Origin of the sequence: Stenotrophomonas sp. MYb238, from assembly GCF_009496535.1 — a bacterium.
Taxonomy (GTDB): domain Bacteria; phylum Pseudomonadota; class Gammaproteobacteria; order Xanthomonadales; family Xanthomonadaceae; genus Stenotrophomonas.
Genome location: NZ_WIDL01000022.1, coordinates 61,926 through 79,741, shown reverse-complemented (window position 1 = coordinate 79,741; position 17,816 = coordinate 61,926). Strand labels below are relative to the sequence as shown.

Genomic DNA, 17,816 nt, shown 5'->3' with positions numbered 1-17,816 from the left:
CTGGAGTCGCCCAGCGGCTGGTCCGGCTACCTGTACGGCGAGAACCTGACCGACGACAACGGCGCGCTCAACGCCCGTACCGCGCTGGGCGTGGCCAACCGGTTGCGCCCGCGCACCTTCGGCATCGTGCTGCGCTACGACTACTGATCCCCCCGGCCGGGCATGCGCCAGCGCTGCCCGGCCCTCCGGAGAAACACGAATGACCAGGAATCTGCTGAAACTGGCCATGCTCGCGACCGCGTCCATCGCGGTGGCGGCCATCGCCTCAGAAAACGACGACCAGTGGCTGGAACAGCCCCATGGCGAAAAGGCCCTGGCCTGGGCACGCCAGGCCACGCAATCGTCCACGGCCGCCCTGCGCGCCCTGCCCGCCTATGCCAGCGCCAGGAAGGAGCTCGATGCGTTGCTGAAGGCGCGCCCGGCCGAACCGGACGTGGTGCTGCTGGGCCAGCGCGCCCTGCGCTTCTTCAAGGACGCGGCCCATCCCCACGGCCTGCTGCAGACGGCCGGCCGCACCGCGGAGGGCGCGCCGTTGCCGGACTGGACGACCGTCCTGGACGTGGCGCGCCTGCGCGAGGAAGAAGGCATCGCCTTCGAGCTGCAGGCCTTCGACCTTGGCGGCAGTTGCCTGGCGGAGACCGCGCGTTGCCTGCTGCGCCTGTCGCCGGGCGGCGGCGACGAGGTCGAGATCCGCGAATTCGACCTGGCGCAGAAACGTTTCGTCGCCGACGGCTTCCGCGTACCGCGTTCGCGCGCCTTCGCGCAGTGGATGGGACGCGACGCGCTGCTGGTGGAAACCACCGCCGACGGGCGTCCGCGCACCGCCGCCGGCTGGCCGGCGCAGGTCACGCTGTGGAAACGGGGGCAGGCGCTGTCGCAGGCCCGGACCGTATACGAAGGCGCCCCCGGCGACGCCATCCTGCAGTTGTCGGCAAGCCATGACCCGACCGCACCGCGCGGCGTCATCACCCGCGCCATCGATTACTCCACGTTCGAGATCCACGTGGTCGAGGCCGACGGCCGCCGCCACCCACTGCCGCTGCCGCGCGACCTGGCGCCGATGGGCGCCATCGACGTCACCGACTCGCACGTCATCGTGCAGCTGGGCAGCGCGGCGGAGATCGACGGCAAGCGCTACGACGCCGAAACCGTGCTGGCCTATCGCCTGGACGACAGCGCGCACGACCGCGCGCACGACCGCGCCAGCGTGATCTTCGCCCCGGGCGCCGGCGAATTCGTCAACGGCAAGGCGGACGTGGCATCGGTCGGCGGCCAGGTCGCGCTGGTCAGCAACCGCAACCTGCGCCAGCGCCTGCTGCTGGCGACACCGGACCGCGATGGCTGGAAAAGCCGCGAGGTCTTCCAGGCCGAACCCGGCGACACCATCGGCATCCGCGGCGGCAGCGAACTGGTCGTCACCACCGAGGGCTTCACCACGCCGCGCCGCCAGGAGCTGTATCGCGACGGCCGCGCGCCGCTCCTGCTGGCCCGCGACCCGGTGATGTACGACGGCGACGATTATGTGACCGAGATCGGCAGCGCCGTTTCCCGGGACGGTACCCCGGTGGACTATTTCCTGCTGCGTCCCCGCCACCTGACCGACGCGCCGCAACCGCTGCTGGTCACCGGCTACGCGGCCTTCGCCACCTCGTTCCGCCCGGGCTACTTCGGCTACATCGTCGGCGGCCCGGCCTTCAGGCTGTGGCTGGACCGCGGCGGCTCGCTGGTCATCCCCGCCGCGCGCGGCGGCAACGAGCGGGGCGAGGCCTGGCACCGCGCGGCCATGCGCGAGCGGCGGCAGAACTCCTACGACGACTTCATCGCCGTCATCGAGAAACTGCAGCGCAGCGGCTACACCTCGCCCGGGCACACGGGAATCTTGGGCTCGTCCAATGGCGGCCTGCTCGCCGCCACCCTCGGCATACAGCGTCCGGACCTGTTCAACGCGGTGATCAGCGACGTGCCGCTGACCGACCTGATCCGCATGCGCTACATGGGCATGGGCGCGGCGTGGATGAACGAGTACGGCAATCCGGACGATCCTGCCCAGGCCAAGGCCATGCTGGCCTATTCCCCCTACCAGAACGTACGCGACGGGGTGCCCTACCCGCCGTTCCTGGTCACCATTTCCACCGAGGACAACCGGGTGGGTCCGGGACATGCGCGGAAACTGGCCGCAAAGCTGCAGTCCGTCGGTGCCAGGGCCTACTTCCTGGAGGATGAGGAAGGCGGACATGGGGTGAGCGACGCCCTGCGCAACCCCGACCTCATGGCGATGCGCATGGGGTTCCTGATCGACCGCCTGATGCTTGGCCACTAGCTGGAAAGCCACGTGGCGCGCCCAACGCGCGCCACGAGGCACAACCTCGTTTCCCGCCGCGGCCTACAACCGCACCAGCAGGTGCTTGGCCACGGCACCGTGCAGCCTGCCGATGGCGCGCGCCAGGTGCAGCGTGGCGAACAGCAGCAGCAGGCCCGCCGCGATGGACAACGGCCACAGCCAGACGCCGCCGGCCATTTTCACGCCGTCGACCCAGATGCCGACCGGCTGGTCGAACACCACCTCGGCCATCGGCGCGAACACCAGCGCCAGCGACGTCGACAGCAGGGTCGTCGCCACGCTGAAGTAGGCCACGCCCAGCGGCAGCATCAGCACGAAGTACAGCATCGTCAGCCAGGTGCGGCCGTCGGTGAACATCGCGCCGATCCGCGCCAGCCAGCCCTGGCTCCTGTCGGTGTATGCCGGCCGCCGCGGCATGCGCACGCCGAGCAGGGTCTCGATGATGCGGCCCTCCACCAGCGACAGCACCCGCACCGATCCCAGGAACAGCAGCAGCACGGGGATGCCGACGATCAGGATCAGCAGCGACACCGACAGCGACAGGCCGGTCACCACCCAGGTGAAGAAGAAGATGCCGGTGACCAGCGACAGCAGCATGTAGAACAGCGCGCCATAGGTATGCGGGTCCAGCACCACGCCGAAGAAACGCGCCGCCGCCGAGCGCGGCCTGGCCTGCACCGCCGCACCCGCCGCACCCGCCGCGGCGGCCGCTATCGGCGGCACCGGCGCGGGCCTGCGCCCGGCCGCCGGCGTGCGCAGCGCGCGGATCACCGTCACCTCGGTCTCGCGGTAGATCTCGGCCACTTCCTCCGGCGCGCCGTAGCTGCCGGCGACGCCGGCGATCACTTCGGCTTCGCTACGGCCCGGTTGTTCGGCCAGTTCCGAGCGCAGGTATTCCTCGGCGTCGTACAGCGCGTCCTGGATCATCGCCGGGTCGGCGCCGGCCAGCGCGGCGCGCAGCTGGTCCAGGTATTCGGGAATCGTGGTCGGCAGCGGCCGCGCGGTGGTCTCGTTGTTCATCGTTCGACTCCCTCCAGTACGGACTCCAGCGAGTCCCGGGTGGCGTTCCAGGCCGCGATCCACTGCCGCAGCACGGCGCGCCCCTCGTCATTGATGCGGTAATAGCGCCGCGGCGGTCCGGCCACCGACGGCTCGACATGGCTTTCCAGCAGGCCGGCGCCTTCCAGGTTGCGCAGCACCGGGTACAACGCGCTCTGCTTGCCGCTGAGCACGCCGTCGCCGGTGCGCTCCAGCTCCTTGGCGATCAGGTAGCCGTACAGCGGCTCCCGCGCCTTGGCCAGCACCGCCAGCAGCGCCAGCGATACCGTGCCGGCGCTGAGCTCCTTCTGGAATTTGCGCAGCTGGGCTTCGAAGTCGCCCATGGTCCCCGCTCCTGCCAACTAACCTGAAGCCAACACTATTACTCACTTCGCTATAGCGGATGTGCCGGTAGTCACCCCACTCCCGTCACGGTCTGGCGGCGGTAGCGGGCGATCACGCAGAATCGGCCCACACCCGACCACGGAACGCGCCCGATGACGCTACGCCCGACCCTGCTGGCCCTGGCCCTGATGCTGTCCCCGCTGCCGCTGCTGGCCGCCGATGCGCCGGCCAAGTACCGCAACGTGCAGGAAATCCTCGCCGCATCACCGGACAGCGACTGGCACGAGCCGGCCGCCGACAACCTGCTGTACATGGACCTGGACGCCGGCCGCGTGATCATCGAACTGGCGCCGGAATTCGCGCCCGAGCACGCCGGCAACATCCGCACGCTGGCGCGCGAGGGCTTCTGGAACGGCACCAGCATCTACCGCTCGCAGGACAACTTCGTGGTCCAGTTCGGCGATGCCGACGGCGACGACCCGGCCAAGGCGCGGCCGCTGGGCAGCGCCAAGACCCACCTGCCCGCCGAGTTCCAGCGGCCGTCGCGCGGACTGGGCTTCACCGCCCTGCCCGACCGCGACGGCTGGGCCGCGCAGACCGGTTTCGTCGGCGATTTCGCCGTGGCCAGCGACGGCGAACACACCTGGCTGGCGCACTGCTACGGTGCGGTCGGCGCCGGCCGCAACAACGACGAGGACAGCAGCCTCGGCGCCGAGCTGTACGTGGTCACCGGCCAGTCGCCGCGCCAGCTCGACCGCAACATCACCCTGGTCGGGCGCGTGCTCAAGGGCATGGAGCTGCTCAGCGCGATCAAGCGCGGCCCGGACCCGATGGGTTTCTACGAGGATGCCGCGCAGCGCACCCCGATCAGATCCATCCGCCTGGCCAGCGACGTGCCCGCCGCGCAGCGCACGCCGCTGCGGGTGCTGCGCACCGACTCCAGGACCTTCGCCGATGCGGTGGAAGCCCGCCGCAACCGCCGCGACGATTTCTACAAGCGTCCGGCCGGGCACATCGACCTGTGCAACATCCCGCTGCCGGTGCGTTGAGCGGACGCGCGGGCGGGTGACGGCCGCGGCCGTCACCACCGCCTGCCGTTGATGTCCGGCGGCTAGCGCTGGCTCACCGCCACGCTGCCCAGGATCAGGCCGCCGGCGATCAGCATCTGCACGGTCACCGGCTCGCCGAGGAACAGCCAGGCGAACAGCGCGCCGAACAGCGGGATCAGGTAGGTGACGGTGGCCGCGCGCGAGGGTCCGACCCGGCCGATCAGGCGGTAGAACACCAGGAACGCCAGGCCGGTGCAAAGGATGCCCAGGGCGATGGCGCTGGCCCACGATGCGGCCGGCACCGGCTGCCGCGGCCAGTGGCTCAGGGCCATCGGCAGCATCCACAGCGAAGCGCAGCCCAGCGTGGCCGCCGCCGAGGCCGCCGGCGGCAACCCGGCCATGTGGCGGCGGACGAGATTGGCGCCCAGCCCGTAGAGCAGCGCAGCCACCGTGCCGGCCGCCACCGCCGCGCCGATCGCCAGGCCCGAGACTTTCGCCGTGGCCAGCACCACCACGCCGGAAAAGCCGACCAGCAGCGCGAACGCGCGGCGCGGGCCGATCTTCTCGCCGAAGAACAGGAAGCCGATCAATGCGGCGAACAGCACCGTCATCGCATTGCAGATCGCGCCGATCGCCGCCGGCGCGCGTTCGGCCGCCCAGGCGAACAGCACGAACGGCAGCGCCGAATTGACCAGGCCGATGGGCGCCAGCCACAGCCAGCGCCGCGCCGGGAACTGCGCCCGCGCGCGCCACAGGAACGGCATCAGCACCAGCGCGCCGAGCAGCAGGCGCACTTCCACCAGCGCGTACGGGCCGAAATCGGGCACCGCGATGCGCATGAACAGGAACGACGAGCCCCACACCATGCCCAGGCCCAGCAGTTCCAGCGGCGTGGCCCAGTCGCGCGCGGCGGCCGCCGGCGTCGCACCGCTCATCGTGCCGCTCCTGTCGCCGCCACGCTCTTTCCCGCACGCACCTCGCACGCCATGGACATCCCTCCGGTAATGGAACGCAAGCATCCGCCCAACCGGGTGCGCTGACAAACACCGCGGCGACGCACGCCGTCGCGCCGGCATCCATCGCGCTTCACGCCTCCTTGCGCGGCCGCTGCCCAAGCTGGACGCCCCTTCCCACGGAGACCGCCATGTCCCTGCTGCGCATCCGCATCACCGGCAACGCCGACGACGCCCTGGCCGTAAGCGACCTGCTGCATGGCCTGGAAGGCATCGAGCACGTGGAGGAAACCGACGACCTGATGCCACACATGGACGACGAGGATTCCAGCTCGGCCGGCCTGTCCGACGACATCGGCCCGGGCATCCATGAACTGGAAGTGGAAGTCGGCAACGCCGCCACCGCGCAGAAGGCGCGGCAGGCGGTGGAACTGCTGGCGCGCGAACGCGGGCTGGTGATCGAGTACGAGCACGACGAGGGCTGAGCCGCCCCTGCCGCCGGAAGCCTGCGCCTGGCCCGTCGCCGCGCGCGGCTTGATCCAGGTCAAGACGGCGCGGCCGGGTACGACGCACATTCGCCTGTCCGCAACCCGGCACAGGAAACCACCCGATGACCGACCACTGGCTCGACACCCTCGTCACCGCCACGCCGCAGCAGGGCTTCGAACTGGCCGTGCTGCTGAGCCGCCGCGGCGTCAAATACACGCAGCCGGACCTGTCCATCCTGCAGAAACTGCGCCCGGAATACGCCGACTCCGCCGACGGGCTCACCGCCGCCTCGCAGGTCGTGGCCATCAACTTCCAGACGGTGGCCGCGGCCAACAACTACTGGCGGCCCTAACCCCGTAGGAGCGCACCTTGGTGCGCGATGGGCTTCACCGGGAAAGTCCCATCGCGCACCAAGGTGCGCTCCTACAGGCGATCAGCCGCGCTTCCGGCGACGGCGCCACAGCTTCAGGCCACCCCACAGCAGCACGCTACCGACCAGCAGCAGCGGCAGCACGCCGGCGAAGATGCGGATCAGGTACGCCAGGCTGGTGGTGAAGATGTCGCCGAACTCGCCCAGCGCGCGGCCGATCTCGCTGCGATTGCGCTGGCTGCTGGTCGATTCCAGCTGGATCGTCACCTTCTGCGTGTCGATGCGGCGGTGCTGCTGGGCCGCATCGCGGTCGGCCTGCTCCAGCCCCGCCTCGATCTCGGACAGGCGCTGGGACAGGGTCAGCAGGTCGGCCACGGCCAGGTCCTTGCGCTGCTGGTACTCGACCAGGCGCGCGTGCTCGTTCTTCAGCCGCGCCTGGGTCAGGCGGGTATCGGCGACCTGCTGCGCGAGATCCTCGGCACGGGTGTCGCGCGCGGTCACCTCGCCCTGCGCGCTGGCCAGGGCGATGATCGGCTCCACGCCCTGCGGCGCGATGCGCATCTCGATCGCGCCCGAGGCCGTGTCGCCGCCGCCCTGCGACAGCTGCAGCACCGCGCAGTCGCCGAATTTACCGCCCTGGCAGGCCTCTGACACTGCCTTCAGCCGTGGCGCGATCTGCTCGCCGGGCAGGCGCAGCTGCACCGTGTGCTCGTAGGCCAGGAACGCGCCCTGCGGCGAGGCCAGCGCGGCCTCGGCGCCCGCACCGGCGCTGGCCGCCTCGTGCCTGGCGCATCCGGCAAGCAGTGCCAGCGCCAGCAGCGCGGCCGCCATGGCGCCGGAACGGCGCGGCCCTGCCCTCACCGGCTGGCTCCGTCGTAATGGGTGATTTCCAGCGCGTCCAGGTCCACGCCGGCGACGCAGCGCAGGTTGATCGCCACCGTCTGCTCGCCGCTGCGCGGGTCCGGCGCCTCGCTGAACGGGGCGACGCCGCAGACGCGGCAGTGGTGGTGGTCGATGTGGCCGGTGTTGAAGCGGTAGCTTTCCAGGCCGGCCGGGTCGCTCTTCAGCTCGAACGCGCTGCGCGGGCCGAACCACAGCAGCGAACCGCGCCGCCGGCAGATCGAGCAGTTGCAGGACAACGCGCCGGTGATCGGTTCGGCGGATTCGAACGCGAACGCGATGCGCCCGCAGTGACAGCTGCCTTCGTAACGCATCGCGCGGACTCCATGGATACCGGCCGCCATGGTAGGAACCCGCCCGCGATCCGTCGAGGGCGCCGGTCCAAGGGCCGCCAGCCTGCCGCCGGGCCGGAGCGGAAGTCGCCGGCCGCGCCCAAGCCAATGGCATGGGCGCGGCCACAGCCGCTGCCCTATGCTGCGCGTTTCCCACAGCAATCAGGTATCCCCATGCGCAAGCACCTGCTCGCCGCCGCCCTGCTGGCCAGCCTGGCCGGCTGCCAGAACAGCGACGCCCCGACCGCCCCGACCGCCGCCGCCGAGCAGGCCGGCCAGAGCCAGGCCGACGCGCAGTTCGCCGAACTGTCGAAGAAGGCGCTCGATACCTGGATGCAGCTGTCCCCGGTCAGCGCCACCCAGATCGGCGACCACCGCTACGACGCCGAGATCGACGACCTCAGCGCCGCCGGGCAGCGCAAGGGCCTGGAGGCCAGCAAGGCGCTGCTCGCCGAACTGGACACGATCGATGCCAGCAAGCTCGGCCGCGAGAACCAGGTCGATGCCGCGATCCTGCGCAACCAGTTGCAGTCCGACATCTGGAGCAACGAGACCCTGCAGTCCTGGCAGTGGGACCCGCAGGTCTACAACGGCCTGGCCGGCAGCGCCATCTACAGCCTGATGGCGCGCGAGTTCGCGCCGCTGCCCGAGCGCCTGAAGTCGGCCACCGCGCGCATCGAGAAGATCCCGCAGATCTTCGCCGCCGCGCGCGCCAACCTGGACCCGGCGCGCGTGCCGAAGATCCACGCCGAGACCGTCGCCAAGCAGAACCGCGGCATCCTCAGCCTGGTTGAAACCTTCATCGTGCCCAACATCGGCCAGCTCGAGGCCGCCGACCAGGAACGCCTGAAGGCCGCCATCGCCAAACTGACCACGGCAGTCGAAGAGCAGCAGACCTGGCTGGACAAGACCCTGGTGCCCAGCGCCAAGGGCGATTTCCGCATCGGCGCGGAGAAGTACGACCAGAAGCTGAAGTTCTCGCTCAACTCCTCGCTCTCGCGCGCGGAGATCGGCGAGCGCGCCCGCGCCGAACTGGCCCGCGTGCGCAAGGACATGTACGGCATCGCCCAGGTGGTGCTGAAGGACAAGCCGGGCGCGCCGGAGATGCCGGCCGAGCCGAGCGACGCGCAGCAGCAGAAGGCCATCGAGGCCGCGCTGGAACTGGCCTACGCCGACAAGCCGGCGCGCGACAAGGTGGTGGAGGACGCCAAGGCCTCGCTGGCGCAGTCCACCGAGTTCGTGCGCACGCACGACCTGATGACCCTGCCCGACGCGCCGGTGGACATCATCCTGATGCCCGAATTCCAGCGCGGCGTGGCCGTGGCCTACTGCGATTCGCCCGGCCCGCTGGACAAGAACCTGAAGACCTTCTACGCGGTCTCGCCGATCCCGGACGACTGGAACGACAAGCAGGTCGATTCGTTCCTGCGCGAATACAACAGCCGCATGATCCACCTGCTGTCGATCCACGAGGGCACGCCGGGCCACTACCTGGAAGGCTGGCACTCGGGCAAGTTCCCCTCCACCCTGCGCGCCGTGCTGCGTTCGGGCCTGTTCGCCGAAGGCTGGGCGGTCTATACCGAACGCATGATGCAGGAACAGGGCTATCTCGATAACGACCCGCTGTTCCACCTGGTGCAGCTGAAGTTCTACCTGCGCACCATTGCCAACGCCATCCTCGACCAGGGCGTGCACGTGGACAACTGGAGCCGCGAGCAGGCCATGCAGCTGATGACCCACGACGCCTTCCAGCAGGAAAGCGAGGCCGCCGGCAAGTGGGTGCGCGCCCAGCTCACCTCGGCGCAGCTGCCGACCTACTTCGTCGGCGCGCAGGAGCACTTCGACACCCGCAAGGCGGTGGAAGAGAAGCAGGGCGCCAACTTCAACCTCAAGGCCTACCACGACCGGATCCTGTCCTACGGTGCGCCGCCGGTGCGCTTCGCGCGCCAGCTGATGCTGGACCAGCCGATCGAGTAATCGCCCGGCTCGATGGATGCGCGAAGGCCCGGGATTCCCGGGCCTTCGCCATTGCGCCGCCCGGGGCGCAGACCCGCAGGCGCCTTCACATCCCACCGCGCAGACCCGATACTCCGGCGCACTGCAGGGAGGGAAGGAAATGGGCGGTTTCAGCATCTGGCACTGGATCATCCTGCTCGTGGCAGCGGGTACCGCCGCAGCCGTCGTGGGCCTGCTCGTCTGGCTGGCGGTCCGCGCCGCGGGAAAAGCGGGCGCCATGCCGGCGGCCTCCCCTCCGCCGTCGACCGCGGCGCGGCTCCAGGAACTGGCCGCATTGCGATCCCAGGGGCTCGTCAGCGACGTCGAATACGAGCACAAGCGTGCGGCCCTGCTGCGCGACCTCTAGCACCGCGCTTCGACACGGCGCATCGCGGCATCCATCGTTGCCACAGGGGAAGAAATGGACGGCTTCAGTTTCCTGTTCTCGCTGTACTCGCTGCTGCTCGGCCTTGCCGTGGCGCACGTGATCACCGGCTTCGCCGACAGCTGGGTCGACCGGGCGAGCACGGCCCCCGGCACATCGACGATCCTGCTCGGCCTTCTCATCCTGCTGCGCGCCGCCGGGCAGTGGACCTCTTTCTGGGAAGGACGCGACAGCCTCACGATGGACCCGTGGATGGTCCTGATCTGCCTGGGAATGGCCCTGCCCTACATCTTCATCGGCCGCGTCATGTTCCCGCGGGTGGACGCCCGTTATGCCTGCGCCGACGACTACTACATGGAAAACAGGCGTGCGTTGATGACCGCGCTGCTGATCCCGACGTGCATCAGCTTCGCCAGCAACATCGTCGTCCAGGACGTCGCGTTCCTGCAGGCGCCGCTGTTCATCACCGTGAAGTACGTCCTGCCGCTGGCCATCCCCTTGGCGTTGATCTTCGCCGGACGGCCGCTGTGGCACCGTGCCGGCCTGGGCGTGCTGACCATCTGCGCGGTCGCCCTGATGTTCCCGTGACGCGCGGGGCATGATCCACTCCAGCAGAATCCACTCCAGCAGACGCCAACCCGCCCCGGGAGATCGCATGAACGTGTTGCTTGCCGCACTGCTGTCCGCCGCCGCCCTGGCCGGCGCGCCCGCGCATGCCGCTTCGCCGGCCGCCTCGCCGCTGGTCGGCCAGTGGATCCTGGACGTGGACAGCCTGCCGATGCCGCCGGAGGCGCGCCCGAAGCGCGTCAGCCTCGCCTTCGCCGCGACGCCCGACGGCCGCTGGAACGAACGCGTGGAGATCCTCGACCAGAACGACAAGACCCTGCACTCCGAATCCACCCTGTCGCTGGACGGCACGCCCGGCCGCGCCTCGGGCACGTACTGGGTCGACGTGCTGGCCGCCAAGATGCCGGCCCCGGACGTGCTGGTCATGCAGTTCGTCTACGAAGGCATCCCCCGCTCCACGCGGGTGTATTCGCTGAGCGCGGACGGAAACGTCATGACCGAGACGGAGGCCTACTTCAGGGACGGCACGCCGGTGATGCGGACGGCGTTGTTCAGGCGCGCGGACGGCGGCCGCTGACGGGCGCGATGGCGGCCGGGAGCGGCCGCCTGCACCGCCGGCGGCGATGACGGCCATTGACGCCCGCGGCCGCCGGCGCTATTGATCCGCACTCGTCCTGCCGGCGCACGCCATGGAAACGATCGACTGGAACGACTTCGCCAAGGTGGAACTGCGCGTGGGCCGCGTGGTGGCCGCCGAGCCGTTCGCGAAGGCGCGCAGGCCGGCCTACATCCTGCAGGTCGACTTCGGCCCGGAGATCGGCGTGCGCAAGTCCAGCGCGCAGATCACCGACCTGTATGCGCCGGAGACGCTGGTCGGCAAGCAGGTGGTGGCCGTGGTGAACTTCCCGCCGAAACAGATCGGGCCGATCATGTCCGGATGCCTGGTCACCGGCTTCCACAATGCCGACGGACAGGTATCGCTGTGCGTGCCAGAGCATGAAGTCCCGCTCGGCACCCGGCTGCTGTAACGGGCTTCCTTGCCTCTTCGCGGAGCACTGCCATGCACAGCGATTTCCTCTGCCGTTTCCTGCTGTGGTCGCTGGCTTTCAACTACGCCGTGCTGTTGACCTGGTTCATCGTCTTCATCTCCGCGCGCGGCGCGCTGCGGCGGCTGCACGGCCGCTGGTTCGCATTGCCGGAGGCTGCCTTCGACGCGATCCACTACGGCGGCATCGCCGCCTACAAGATCGGCATCCTGCTGTTCAATCTCGCGCCGCTGGCCGCGCTCTGGCTGGCGCGCAGCGGCGGTTGACACCCTTCACCGACACGCCCCAACCGACGAGGAATCCCATGGCCCGCACCACCGCCCCCGGCAGCAGCCCGCGCAAGAGCGCGGCGAAGAAGGCCGCCGTCACCAGTAAGGTCGCCGCCAGCTTCACCGCGGAGGAACAGGCTGCGATGAAGGCGCGGGCGCGCGAGCTGAAGGCCGAGGCGCGCGCCAGCCGCAGCAGCGCCGAGGGCGAGGCCGACCTGCTGGCCCGCGTCGATGAAATGCCGGCGGCCGAACGCGACGTGGCGCGCCGCATCCACGCGCTGGTGATGGCCGCCGCGCCCGGACTGCAGCCGCGCACCTGGTACGGCATGCCGGCGTGGGCGAAGGACGGCAAGGTGCTGTGCTTCTTCCAGAGCGCGGGCAAGTTCAAGACGCGCTACGCCACCTTCGGTTTCAGCGACCAGGCGAAACTGGACGAGGGCGGCCTGTGGCCCACCGCATTCGCCATCCACCGCTTCGGCGATGCCGAGGCCGCCGCGCTGGCCTCGCTGGTGCGCAAGGCCGCCGGTTGAGCCGGAATCGACCGTCCATCTCTCCCGCGGCGGGAGAGCAACGCCAAGACAGCAGGCAACGGGGACAGCACATGGGCAAGGGACGTCTGGAAGCATTCAGCGACGGCGTACTGGCGATCATCATCACCATCATGGTGCTGGAGATCAAAGCCCCGGAGGGCGCCACGCTGGTCGCGCTCAAACCACTGGTTCCCACGTTGCTGGCCTATGTGCTCAGCTTCGTCTACGTGGGCATCTACTGGAACAATCACCACCACCTGCTGCAGGCCGCCACCCGCGTTTCCGGCAGCGTGCTGTGGGCCAATCTGCACCTGCTGTTCTGGCTGTCACTGCTGCCGTTCAGCACCCGCTGGATGGACGACTACCACGCCCAGGCGCTGCCGAACGCGGCCTATGGCGTCGTGCTGCTGGCCGCCGCGCTGGCGTACTGGTTGCTGCAGCAGCGCATCATCGCCGCCGAAGGCGACCGATCGACACTGAAGCAGATGCTGGCGCACGACTGGAAAGGCCGGCTGTCGCCGATTCTGTACCTGGTGGGCATCGGCCTGAGCTTCGTGCAGGCGCATCTGGCACAGGCAACCTACGCGCTGGTGGCGCTGCTCTGGCTGATCCCGGACCGTCGCATTGAACGGCGCATTGGCTGAACCTCCCCGGCGCGGCATCGAGTCGCGACAGATGCACGAGGCGGCGATGCCCGCGCAGCGGTACCCGTCGCCGCGTTGGCCACGTTGCGCACCTGGGTGATGCCGCGTCGCTGAACGTACTGCCGCCGTCGCACGCATCCCGGGCACGCACGGCCTATGCTGTGGGAAGTTTCAGTGCGCGCGTGGCCCCGCCACGCCGGTTTCCACTTCCACGGAGTTCCACCATGTCCCTTTCGATGTACAGCGCTTCGGTTCCCGTCCTCAAGCAGATGCTCAGCGCCCTGTCCGAGGTGCTCGCCAAGGCCGAAGCCCACGCCACCGAGAAAAAGATCGAGCCGGCCGCGCTGCTGGGTGCGCGCCTGTTTCCCGACATGTTCCCGCTGGTCCGCCAGGTGCAGATCGCGGCCGATTTCGCCAAGGGCATCAGCTCGCGCCTGAGCAATACCGAGGTGCCGTCGTGGCCGGACAACCCCGAGGCCGGCTTCGCCGAACTGCAGGAACTGATCGCCAGGACGCTGGCCCATGTGGACAGTTTCAGCCCCGGGCAGTTCGAAGGCAGCGATTCGCGCGAGATCGTGCTGCGCGCCGGCACGCCGAAGGAGAAGAAGCTGCAGGGCGATGTGTACCTTCTGCAGTACGGCCTGCCGCAGTTCTTCTTCCATGTGACCACCAGCTACGCGATCCTGCGCCACAACGGCGTGGAGATCGGCAAGCGCGACTACATGGGCACCCCCTGAGTCCGCTGAGCGGGCCGGCGCCTGCCTGAAGGCCTCCGCCGGCACTGCTGGCGGAGGCTTTCTTCTTCATCCAGCGGTGGCGTACACGGGCCGGTGGCAGCGCATGCTCAGTCCTCGACGGCGACGAAACCGCCGGTCTGCCGCGCCCACAGCCGCGCGTACAGGCCACCGGCGTCGAGCAGCTGCGCGTGGGTGCCGGTCTCGACGATGCGGCCCTGGTCCATCACCACCAGTCGGTCCATGCGCGCGATGGTGGACAGGCGGTGGGCGATGGCGATCACCGTCTTGCCGCCCATCAGTTCGTCCAGGCTTTCCTGGATCGCCGCTTCCACTTCCGAATCCAGCGCCGAGGTCGCCTCGTCCAGCACCAGGATCGGCGCGTCCTTGAGCAGCACCCGGGCGATGGCGATGCGCTGGCGCTGGCCGCCGGAGAGCTTCACGCCGCGCTCGCCGACATGGGCGTCGTAGCCGCTGCGGCCCTCGCTGTCGCGCAGTTCGGCGATGAAGTCGGCGGCGCGCGCCTTGGCCACGGCCGCGCGCAGCTGTTCCTCGCTGGCGTCGGGACGGCCGTAGAGCAGGTTGTCGCGGATCGAGCGGTGCAGCAGCGAGGTGTCCTGGGTGACCACGCCCACCTGCGCGCGCAGCGAGTCCTGCTGCACGGAGGCGATGTCGATGCCATCGACGAGGATGCGGCCGCGCTCCACGTCGTGGAAACGCAGCAGCAGGTTGACCAGGGTGGACTTGCCCGCGCCGGAACGCCCGACCACGCCGATCTTCTCGCCGGCGCGCACGTGCAGGTCCAGCCCTTCGATCACGCCGCCAGTCTTGCCGTAGTGGAACGAAACACCCTCGAAACGGATGTCGCCGGCCCGCACCGCCAATGCCGGGGCACCGGGCACGTCGTCCACGGTGGGCGGCAGCGAGATCGAGTTGATGCCGTCGTGCACGGTGCCGATGTTCTCAAACAGCGCCGACAGCTCCCACATGATCCACTGCGACATGCCCAGCATGCGCAGCACCAGCGCCACCGATACGGCGACCGCGCCGGCGCTCACCGAACCGCCGTGCCACAGCCACAGGCCCAGCGCCACCGCCGAGAACAGCAGCAACATGTTCAGCGCATACAGCAGCGAGTAGATGCGCGTGGCCAGCCGCATCTGCGGGTGCACCTTGTCCAGGAAGCCGGCCATGGCCTGGCGCGCGTAGGCCTGCTCGCGCCGCGAATGCGAGAACAGCTTGACCGTGGCGATGTTGGTGTAGCTGTCCACGATGCGCCCGGTCATCTCCGAGCGCGCGTCGGCCTGCTCGCGCGAGATGCGCTCCATGCGCGGCACGAAATGCCACATCAACAGCGCGTAGCCGACCAGCCAGGCCATGAACGGCAGCATCATCCGCCAGTCCGCCGCGCCGGCCACCGCCAGGGTACCGAGGAAGAACACCAGCACGTAGTTGCCGATGTCGAACAGCTTGACCACCGTCTCGCGCACCGCCAGCGAGGTCTGCATCAGCTTGGTGGCGATGCGCCCGGCGAACTCGTCCTGGAAATAGCCCATCGACTGCCGCAGCAGGTAGCGGTGCACGCTCCAGCGGATGCGCATCGGGAAATTGCCGAGCAGGGTCTGGTGCTGCACCAGCGAATTGACCAGCACCAGCAGCGGCAGCGCGACCAGCACCAGCAGCCCCATCCACAGCAGGCGCGGCCCTTCGGCGTCGAGGAAGGTGGCCGGCGTGCTGGCGCCGAGCCGGTCCACCAGCGAACCGACATAGGCGTAGAGCGCCAGCTCGGCCACAGCGATGCCCGCGGTGGTCAGCGCCATCAGCAGCAGCCATTTCTCCGCGCCGCGCGTGTAGTGGCGGCAGAAGGCATACAGGCCGCGCGGCGGCTGCGTGGGCGGATCGGACGGGAACGGGTCGAGGCGGGATTCGAACCAACGGAACATGGAGAAGGACCAGCGGACGGACAATGCCGGGCATTGTCGCGTATGTGCGCCGGTCAGGTGGTAGTGGGCAGGAAGGAACCGCTGCCGGTCGGCGGCCACCTCGCTCTGCATCCCTATGTAGGAGCGCACATCCGTGCGCGATGGGGCTTGCCGGTAAAGCCCCATCGCGCACGGATGTGCGCTCCTACGGGTGTGCGGCGCCTGCTATCGGCCAGGCGCCGCGCAGACCATCATTCCTTCACCGGCACCAGCAGCAGGTCCTGGAAGTCGAAGCTGAAATCGGTCAGCGAGGAGACCGCCTGCATGCGCACTTCGCGCACCTTGCCGTCGGGGTCGAGGCTGAAGTTGACGAAGGCGTCGGCGTTGAGCGAGCGGTTGTCCCAGCGCACGAGGAAGGTGTCGTGCTGCCAGTGCTCCATCGTGCCCTGCAGATCGGCAGTAGCGCCGAAGCGCAGGCGCAGCTTGCCGCCCTTCTGCTCCACGTGCACGTCGCCGTACCACGCATCGCGATAGGTGCCGGCATAGCCGGACAGCGGCAGCGACGGCCGGCTCTTCGTATCGCGTGCGGCCACGTGCCTGCGCCAGCCTTCGTCGGCGCTGTCCTGCGCCTTGGCGACGCTGGCGGCGTAGGCGGCCACCCAGTCGTGCGCGGGCGCGCCCAGCATCGCGTCGAGCACGCTCAGGGTGATGGCGTTGAACGCCGCGCCCGATTCCTGGTTGGTCAGCACCACCACGCCCAGGTTCTGTTCGGGCACCAGGGTCAGCCGCGACACCTGCCCCGGCCAGCCGCCGGTGTGCCACACCAGCTTCTGCCCGCGGTAATCGCTCAGGCTCCAGCCCTCGCCGTAACCGGCGAAGTTGGGTTTGGCCGGCGCCAGTTCCGGCACCGAGGGCGCGGCCACCACCTGCGGGATCTGCATCTGCCACATCTGCTGCTGGGTTTTCTCCGAGAACAGCGGCGTGCCGTCGGCCAGCCTGCCGCCGGCCAGCTGCACGTTCATCCATCGGGCCAGATCGTGCACGCTGGAATAGATGCCGCCAGCGCCGGCGTTGTTGGACCAGGTCAGCGGCGCCACCGGGCGCAGGTCCTTGAAGTCGAACTTGGCGTGGCCGATGGCCGGCTTGTCGCCGGGCCGGAGGTGGTCGGCGTTGTAGCGGGTACCGGCCATGCCGACCTTGTCGAAGATGCGCTGCTGCAGGAAATCCGCGTACGACAGGCCGGACACCTTTTCGATCACCTGCTGCGCCACCGCGTAGAGGATGTTGTCGTAGGCGTAGCGGTCGCGGAAACCGTTCTTCAGCGGCACCTGCGCCAGCCGCGCCACCACCTCGGCGTTGCTGTAGGTGGTGGTCGGCCAGAACAGCAGGTCGCCGGCGCCCAGGCTCAGGCCGCTGCGGTGCGAGAGCAGGTCGCGGATGCGCATCTCGCCGGTGACGTAGGGATCGGACATGCGGAAGGACGGCAGGTGGTCGATCACCCGGTCGCTCATCTTCAGCCTGCCTTCCTCGGCCAGCAGGTTCAGCGAGGTGGCGGTGAAGGCCTTGGTGTTGGAGGCGATGGCGAACAGCGTGTCGGCCTGCACCGGCTCGGGCTTGCCGATCTCGCGCAGGCCCCAGCCGCGTTCCAGCACCACCTTGCCGTCCTTCACCACGGCCACCGCCACGCCCGGCACGTCGAACTGCTGCCGCACCCGCTCCACCGTGGCATCGAGCTGCTGAAGTTCCCCCGGCATCGCCGCCTCCTGTGCGTCCGCCACCTGCGCCGCCACGCCCATCGCGAGTACCAGCCCGCTCCCCAGCCACCTGTTCAATGCGCTCTCCCTCTGGATCGATGCCGGCATGCCGGCCTTCTCGCGATGGTAACGCGGCCGCGGCCACCCTCGCCC

20 protein-coding genes are annotated in these 17,816 nt (G+C 69.3%); 13 read left to right on the top strand and 7 right to left on the bottom strand.

The window, feature by feature from the left end; genetic code table 11:
* Positions 1 to 199 precede the first annotated feature (199 nt).
* Complete coding sequence (locus tag CQ393_RS14525) at positions 200 to 2,320, top strand: prolyl oligopeptidase family serine peptidase (protein ID WP_153192380.1); 2,121 nt, start codon at positions 200 to 202, stop codon at positions 2,318 to 2,320.
* A 63-nt stretch (positions 2,321 to 2,383) separates the two neighbouring features.
* Here the strand turns inward: CQ393_RS14525 and CQ393_RS14520 are convergent, their stop codons facing one another.
* Positions 2,384 to 3,361 carry a sensor domain-containing protein gene (locus CQ393_RS14520; RefSeq protein ID WP_153192378.1) on the bottom strand — a complete coding sequence of 326 codons (978 nt, stop codon included), beginning with the start codon at positions 3,359 to 3,361 and terminating at the stop codon, positions 2,384 to 2,386.
* Complete coding sequence (locus CQ393_RS14515) at positions 3,358 to 3,723, bottom strand: PadR family transcriptional regulator (RefSeq protein ID WP_153192375.1); 366 nt, start codon at positions 3,721 to 3,723, stop codon at positions 3,358 to 3,360. Before CQ393_RS14515 ends, CQ393_RS14520 begins: the two co-directional genes overlap by 4 nt.
* 153 nt (positions 3,724 to 3,876) lie before the next feature.
* On the opposite strand from CQ393_RS14515, the gene CQ393_RS14510 reads away from it, so the two are divergent.
* Entirely contained in the window at positions 3,877 to 4,773 is an 897-nt protein-coding gene (locus CQ393_RS14510; protein ID WP_153192373.1) for a peptidylprolyl isomerase, read from the top strand.
* A gap of 62 nt (positions 4,774 to 4,835) precedes the next feature.
* Here CQ393_RS14510 and CQ393_RS14505 read toward each other — a convergent pair whose 3' ends face one another.
* Positions 4,836 to 5,708, bottom strand: coding sequence for a DMT family transporter (locus tag CQ393_RS14505; protein ID WP_153192371.1), 873 nt, complete (start codon positions 5,706 to 5,708; stop codon positions 4,836 to 4,838).
* A gap of 209 nt (positions 5,709 to 5,917) precedes the next feature.
* Between CQ393_RS14505 and CQ393_RS14500 the strand changes: the two genes are divergently transcribed.
* On the top strand, positions 5,918 to 6,211 hold the full coding sequence (locus tag CQ393_RS14500) for a hypothetical protein (protein WP_153192369.1): 294 nt from the start codon (positions 5,918 to 5,920) through the stop codon (positions 6,209 to 6,211).
* 125 nt (positions 6,212 to 6,336) lie between these two features.
* Complete coding sequence (locus CQ393_RS14495) at positions 6,337 to 6,567, top strand: hexameric tyrosine-coordinated heme protein (protein WP_153192367.1); 231 nt, start codon at positions 6,337 to 6,339, stop codon at positions 6,565 to 6,567.
* Between the two features lie 81 nt (positions 6,568 to 6,648).
* Here CQ393_RS14495 and CQ393_RS14490 read toward each other — a convergent pair whose 3' ends face one another.
* Entirely contained in the window at positions 6,649 to 7,416 is a 768-nt protein-coding gene (locus tag CQ393_RS14490; protein ID WP_153192386.1) for a DUF4349 domain-containing protein, read from the bottom strand.
* Positions 7,417 to 7,442: 26 nt separating this feature from the next.
* Positions 7,443 to 7,799, bottom strand: a complete 357-nt coding sequence (locus tag CQ393_RS14485) for a GFA family protein (RefSeq protein WP_153192365.1) — start codon at positions 7,797 to 7,799, stop codon at positions 7,443 to 7,445.
* A 192-nt stretch (positions 7,800 to 7,991) separates the two neighbouring features.
* On the opposite strand from CQ393_RS14485, the gene CQ393_RS14480 reads away from it, so the two are divergent.
* The 9 genes from CQ393_RS14480 to CQ393_RS14440 all read left to right on the top strand — a co-directional run bounded on the left by CQ393_RS14480 (position 7,992) and on the right by CQ393_RS14440 (position 13,990).
* The gene (locus CQ393_RS14480; RefSeq protein WP_153192363.1) at positions 7,992 to 9,794 is read left to right on the top strand and encodes a DUF885 domain-containing protein; all 1,803 of its coding nucleotides are present in this window, start codon (positions 7,992 to 7,994) and stop codon (positions 9,792 to 9,794) included.
* A 139-nt stretch (positions 9,795 to 9,933) separates the two neighbouring features.
* Positions 9,934 to 10,179, top strand: a complete 246-nt coding sequence (locus CQ393_RS14475) for a hypothetical protein (RefSeq protein WP_153192361.1) — start codon at positions 9,934 to 9,936, stop codon at positions 10,177 to 10,179.
* Positions 10,180 to 10,233: 54 nt separating this feature from the next.
* A complete protein-coding gene (locus tag CQ393_RS14470; protein ID WP_153192359.1) occupies positions 10,234 to 10,785 on the top strand; it encodes a hypothetical protein in 552 nt (183 codons plus the stop codon).
* 67 nt (positions 10,786 to 10,852) lie between these two features.
* Positions 10,853 to 11,341, top strand: a complete 489-nt coding sequence (locus tag CQ393_RS14465; protein ID WP_153192357.1) for a LuxR family transcriptional regulator — start codon at positions 10,853 to 10,855, stop codon at positions 11,339 to 11,341.
* Between the two features lie 112 nt (positions 11,342 to 11,453).
* Positions 11,454 to 11,792: a tRNA-binding protein gene (locus CQ393_RS14460; protein WP_153192355.1), complete on the top strand. Its 339-nt coding sequence runs from the start codon at positions 11,454 to 11,456 to the stop codon at positions 11,790 to 11,792.
* Between the two features lie 32 nt (positions 11,793 to 11,824).
* Positions 11,825 to 12,076, top strand: coding sequence for a DUF6868 family protein (locus tag CQ393_RS14455; RefSeq protein WP_153192353.1), 252 nt, complete (start codon positions 11,825 to 11,827; stop codon positions 12,074 to 12,076).
* A gap of 38 nt (positions 12,077 to 12,114) precedes the next feature.
* Positions 12,115 to 12,609 carry a DUF1801 domain-containing protein gene (locus tag CQ393_RS14450; protein WP_153192350.1) on the top strand — a complete coding sequence of 165 codons (495 nt, stop codon included), beginning with the start codon at positions 12,115 to 12,117 and terminating at the stop codon, positions 12,607 to 12,609.
* 71 nt (positions 12,610 to 12,680) lie between these two features.
* Complete coding sequence (locus tag CQ393_RS14445; RefSeq protein ID WP_153192348.1) at positions 12,681 to 13,253, top strand: TMEM175 family protein; 573 nt, start codon at positions 12,681 to 12,683, stop codon at positions 13,251 to 13,253.
* A 224-nt stretch (positions 13,254 to 13,477) separates the two neighbouring features.
* On the top strand, positions 13,478 to 13,990 hold the full coding sequence (locus CQ393_RS14440; RefSeq protein ID WP_153192346.1) for a DUF1993 domain-containing protein: 513 nt from the start codon (positions 13,478 to 13,480) through the stop codon (positions 13,988 to 13,990).
* Positions 13,991 to 14,097: 107 nt separating this feature from the next.
* Here CQ393_RS14440 and CQ393_RS14435 read toward each other — a convergent pair whose 3' ends face one another.
* Positions 14,098 to 15,930, bottom strand: a complete 1,833-nt coding sequence (locus CQ393_RS14435; RefSeq protein WP_153192344.1) for an ABC transporter ATP-binding protein — start codon at positions 15,928 to 15,930, stop codon at positions 14,098 to 14,100.
* A 230-nt stretch (positions 15,931 to 16,160) separates the two neighbouring features.
* The gene (locus CQ393_RS14430) at positions 16,161 to 17,705 is read right to left on the bottom strand and encodes a serine hydrolase (protein WP_153192384.1); all 1,545 of its coding nucleotides are present in this window, start codon (positions 17,703 to 17,705) and stop codon (positions 16,161 to 16,163) included.
* Positions 17,706 to 17,816 lie beyond the last annotated feature (111 nt).

Bases quoted from the DNA above. Each gene is read 5' to 3' on its own strand.
- CQ393_RS14525 (WP_153192380.1), top strand. From the start codon at position 200: ATGACCAGGAATCTGCTGAAACTGGCCATGCTCGCGACCGCGTCCATC.
- CQ393_RS14520 (WP_153192378.1), bottom strand. From the start codon at position 3,361: ATGAACAACGAGACCACCGCGCGGCCGCTGCCGACCACGATTCCCGAA.
- CQ393_RS14515 (WP_153192375.1), bottom strand. From the start codon at position 3,723: ATGGGCGACTTCGAAGCCCAGCTGCGCAAATTCCAGAAGGAGCTCAGC.
- CQ393_RS14510 (WP_153192373.1), top strand. From the start codon at position 3,877: ATGACGCTACGCCCGACCCTGCTGGCCCTGGCCCTGATGCTGTCCCCG.
- CQ393_RS14505 (WP_153192371.1), bottom strand. From the start codon at position 5,708: ATGAGCGGTGCGACGCCGGCGGCCGCCGCGCGCGACTGGGCCACGCCG.
- CQ393_RS14500 (WP_153192369.1), top strand. From the start codon at position 5,918: ATGTCCCTGCTGCGCATCCGCATCACCGGCAACGCCGACGACGCCCTG.
- CQ393_RS14495 (WP_153192367.1), top strand. From the start codon at position 6,337: ATGACCGACCACTGGCTCGACACCCTCGTCACCGCCACGCCGCAGCAG.
- CQ393_RS14490 (WP_153192386.1), bottom strand. From the start codon at position 7,416: ATGGCGGCCGCGCTGCTGGCGCTGGCACTGCTTGCCGGATGCGCCAGG.
- CQ393_RS14485 (WP_153192365.1), bottom strand. From the start codon at position 7,799: ATGCGTTACGAAGGCAGCTGTCACTGCGGGCGCATCGCGTTCGCGTTC.
- CQ393_RS14480 (WP_153192363.1), top strand. From the start codon at position 7,992: ATGCGCAAGCACCTGCTCGCCGCCGCCCTGCTGGCCAGCCTGGCCGGC.
- CQ393_RS14475 (WP_153192361.1), top strand. From the start codon at position 9,934: ATGGGCGGTTTCAGCATCTGGCACTGGATCATCCTGCTCGTGGCAGCG.
- CQ393_RS14470 (WP_153192359.1), top strand. From the start codon at position 10,234: ATGGACGGCTTCAGTTTCCTGTTCTCGCTGTACTCGCTGCTGCTCGGC.
- CQ393_RS14465 (WP_153192357.1), top strand. From the start codon at position 10,853: ATGAACGTGTTGCTTGCCGCACTGCTGTCCGCCGCCGCCCTGGCCGGC.
- CQ393_RS14460 (WP_153192355.1), top strand. From the start codon at position 11,454: ATGGAAACGATCGACTGGAACGACTTCGCCAAGGTGGAACTGCGCGTG.
- CQ393_RS14455 (WP_153192353.1), top strand. From the start codon at position 11,825: ATGCACAGCGATTTCCTCTGCCGTTTCCTGCTGTGGTCGCTGGCTTTC.
- CQ393_RS14450 (WP_153192350.1), top strand. From the start codon at position 12,115: ATGGCCCGCACCACCGCCCCCGGCAGCAGCCCGCGCAAGAGCGCGGCG.
- CQ393_RS14445 (WP_153192348.1), top strand. From the start codon at position 12,681: ATGGGCAAGGGACGTCTGGAAGCATTCAGCGACGGCGTACTGGCGATC.
- CQ393_RS14440 (WP_153192346.1), top strand. From the start codon at position 13,478: ATGTCCCTTTCGATGTACAGCGCTTCGGTTCCCGTCCTCAAGCAGATG.
- CQ393_RS14435 (WP_153192344.1), bottom strand. From the start codon at position 15,930: ATGTTCCGTTGGTTCGAATCCCGCCTCGACCCGTTCCCGTCCGATCCG.
- CQ393_RS14430 (WP_153192384.1), bottom strand. From the start codon at position 17,705: ATGGGCGTGGCGGCGCAGGTGGCGGACGCACAGGAGGCGGCGATGCCG.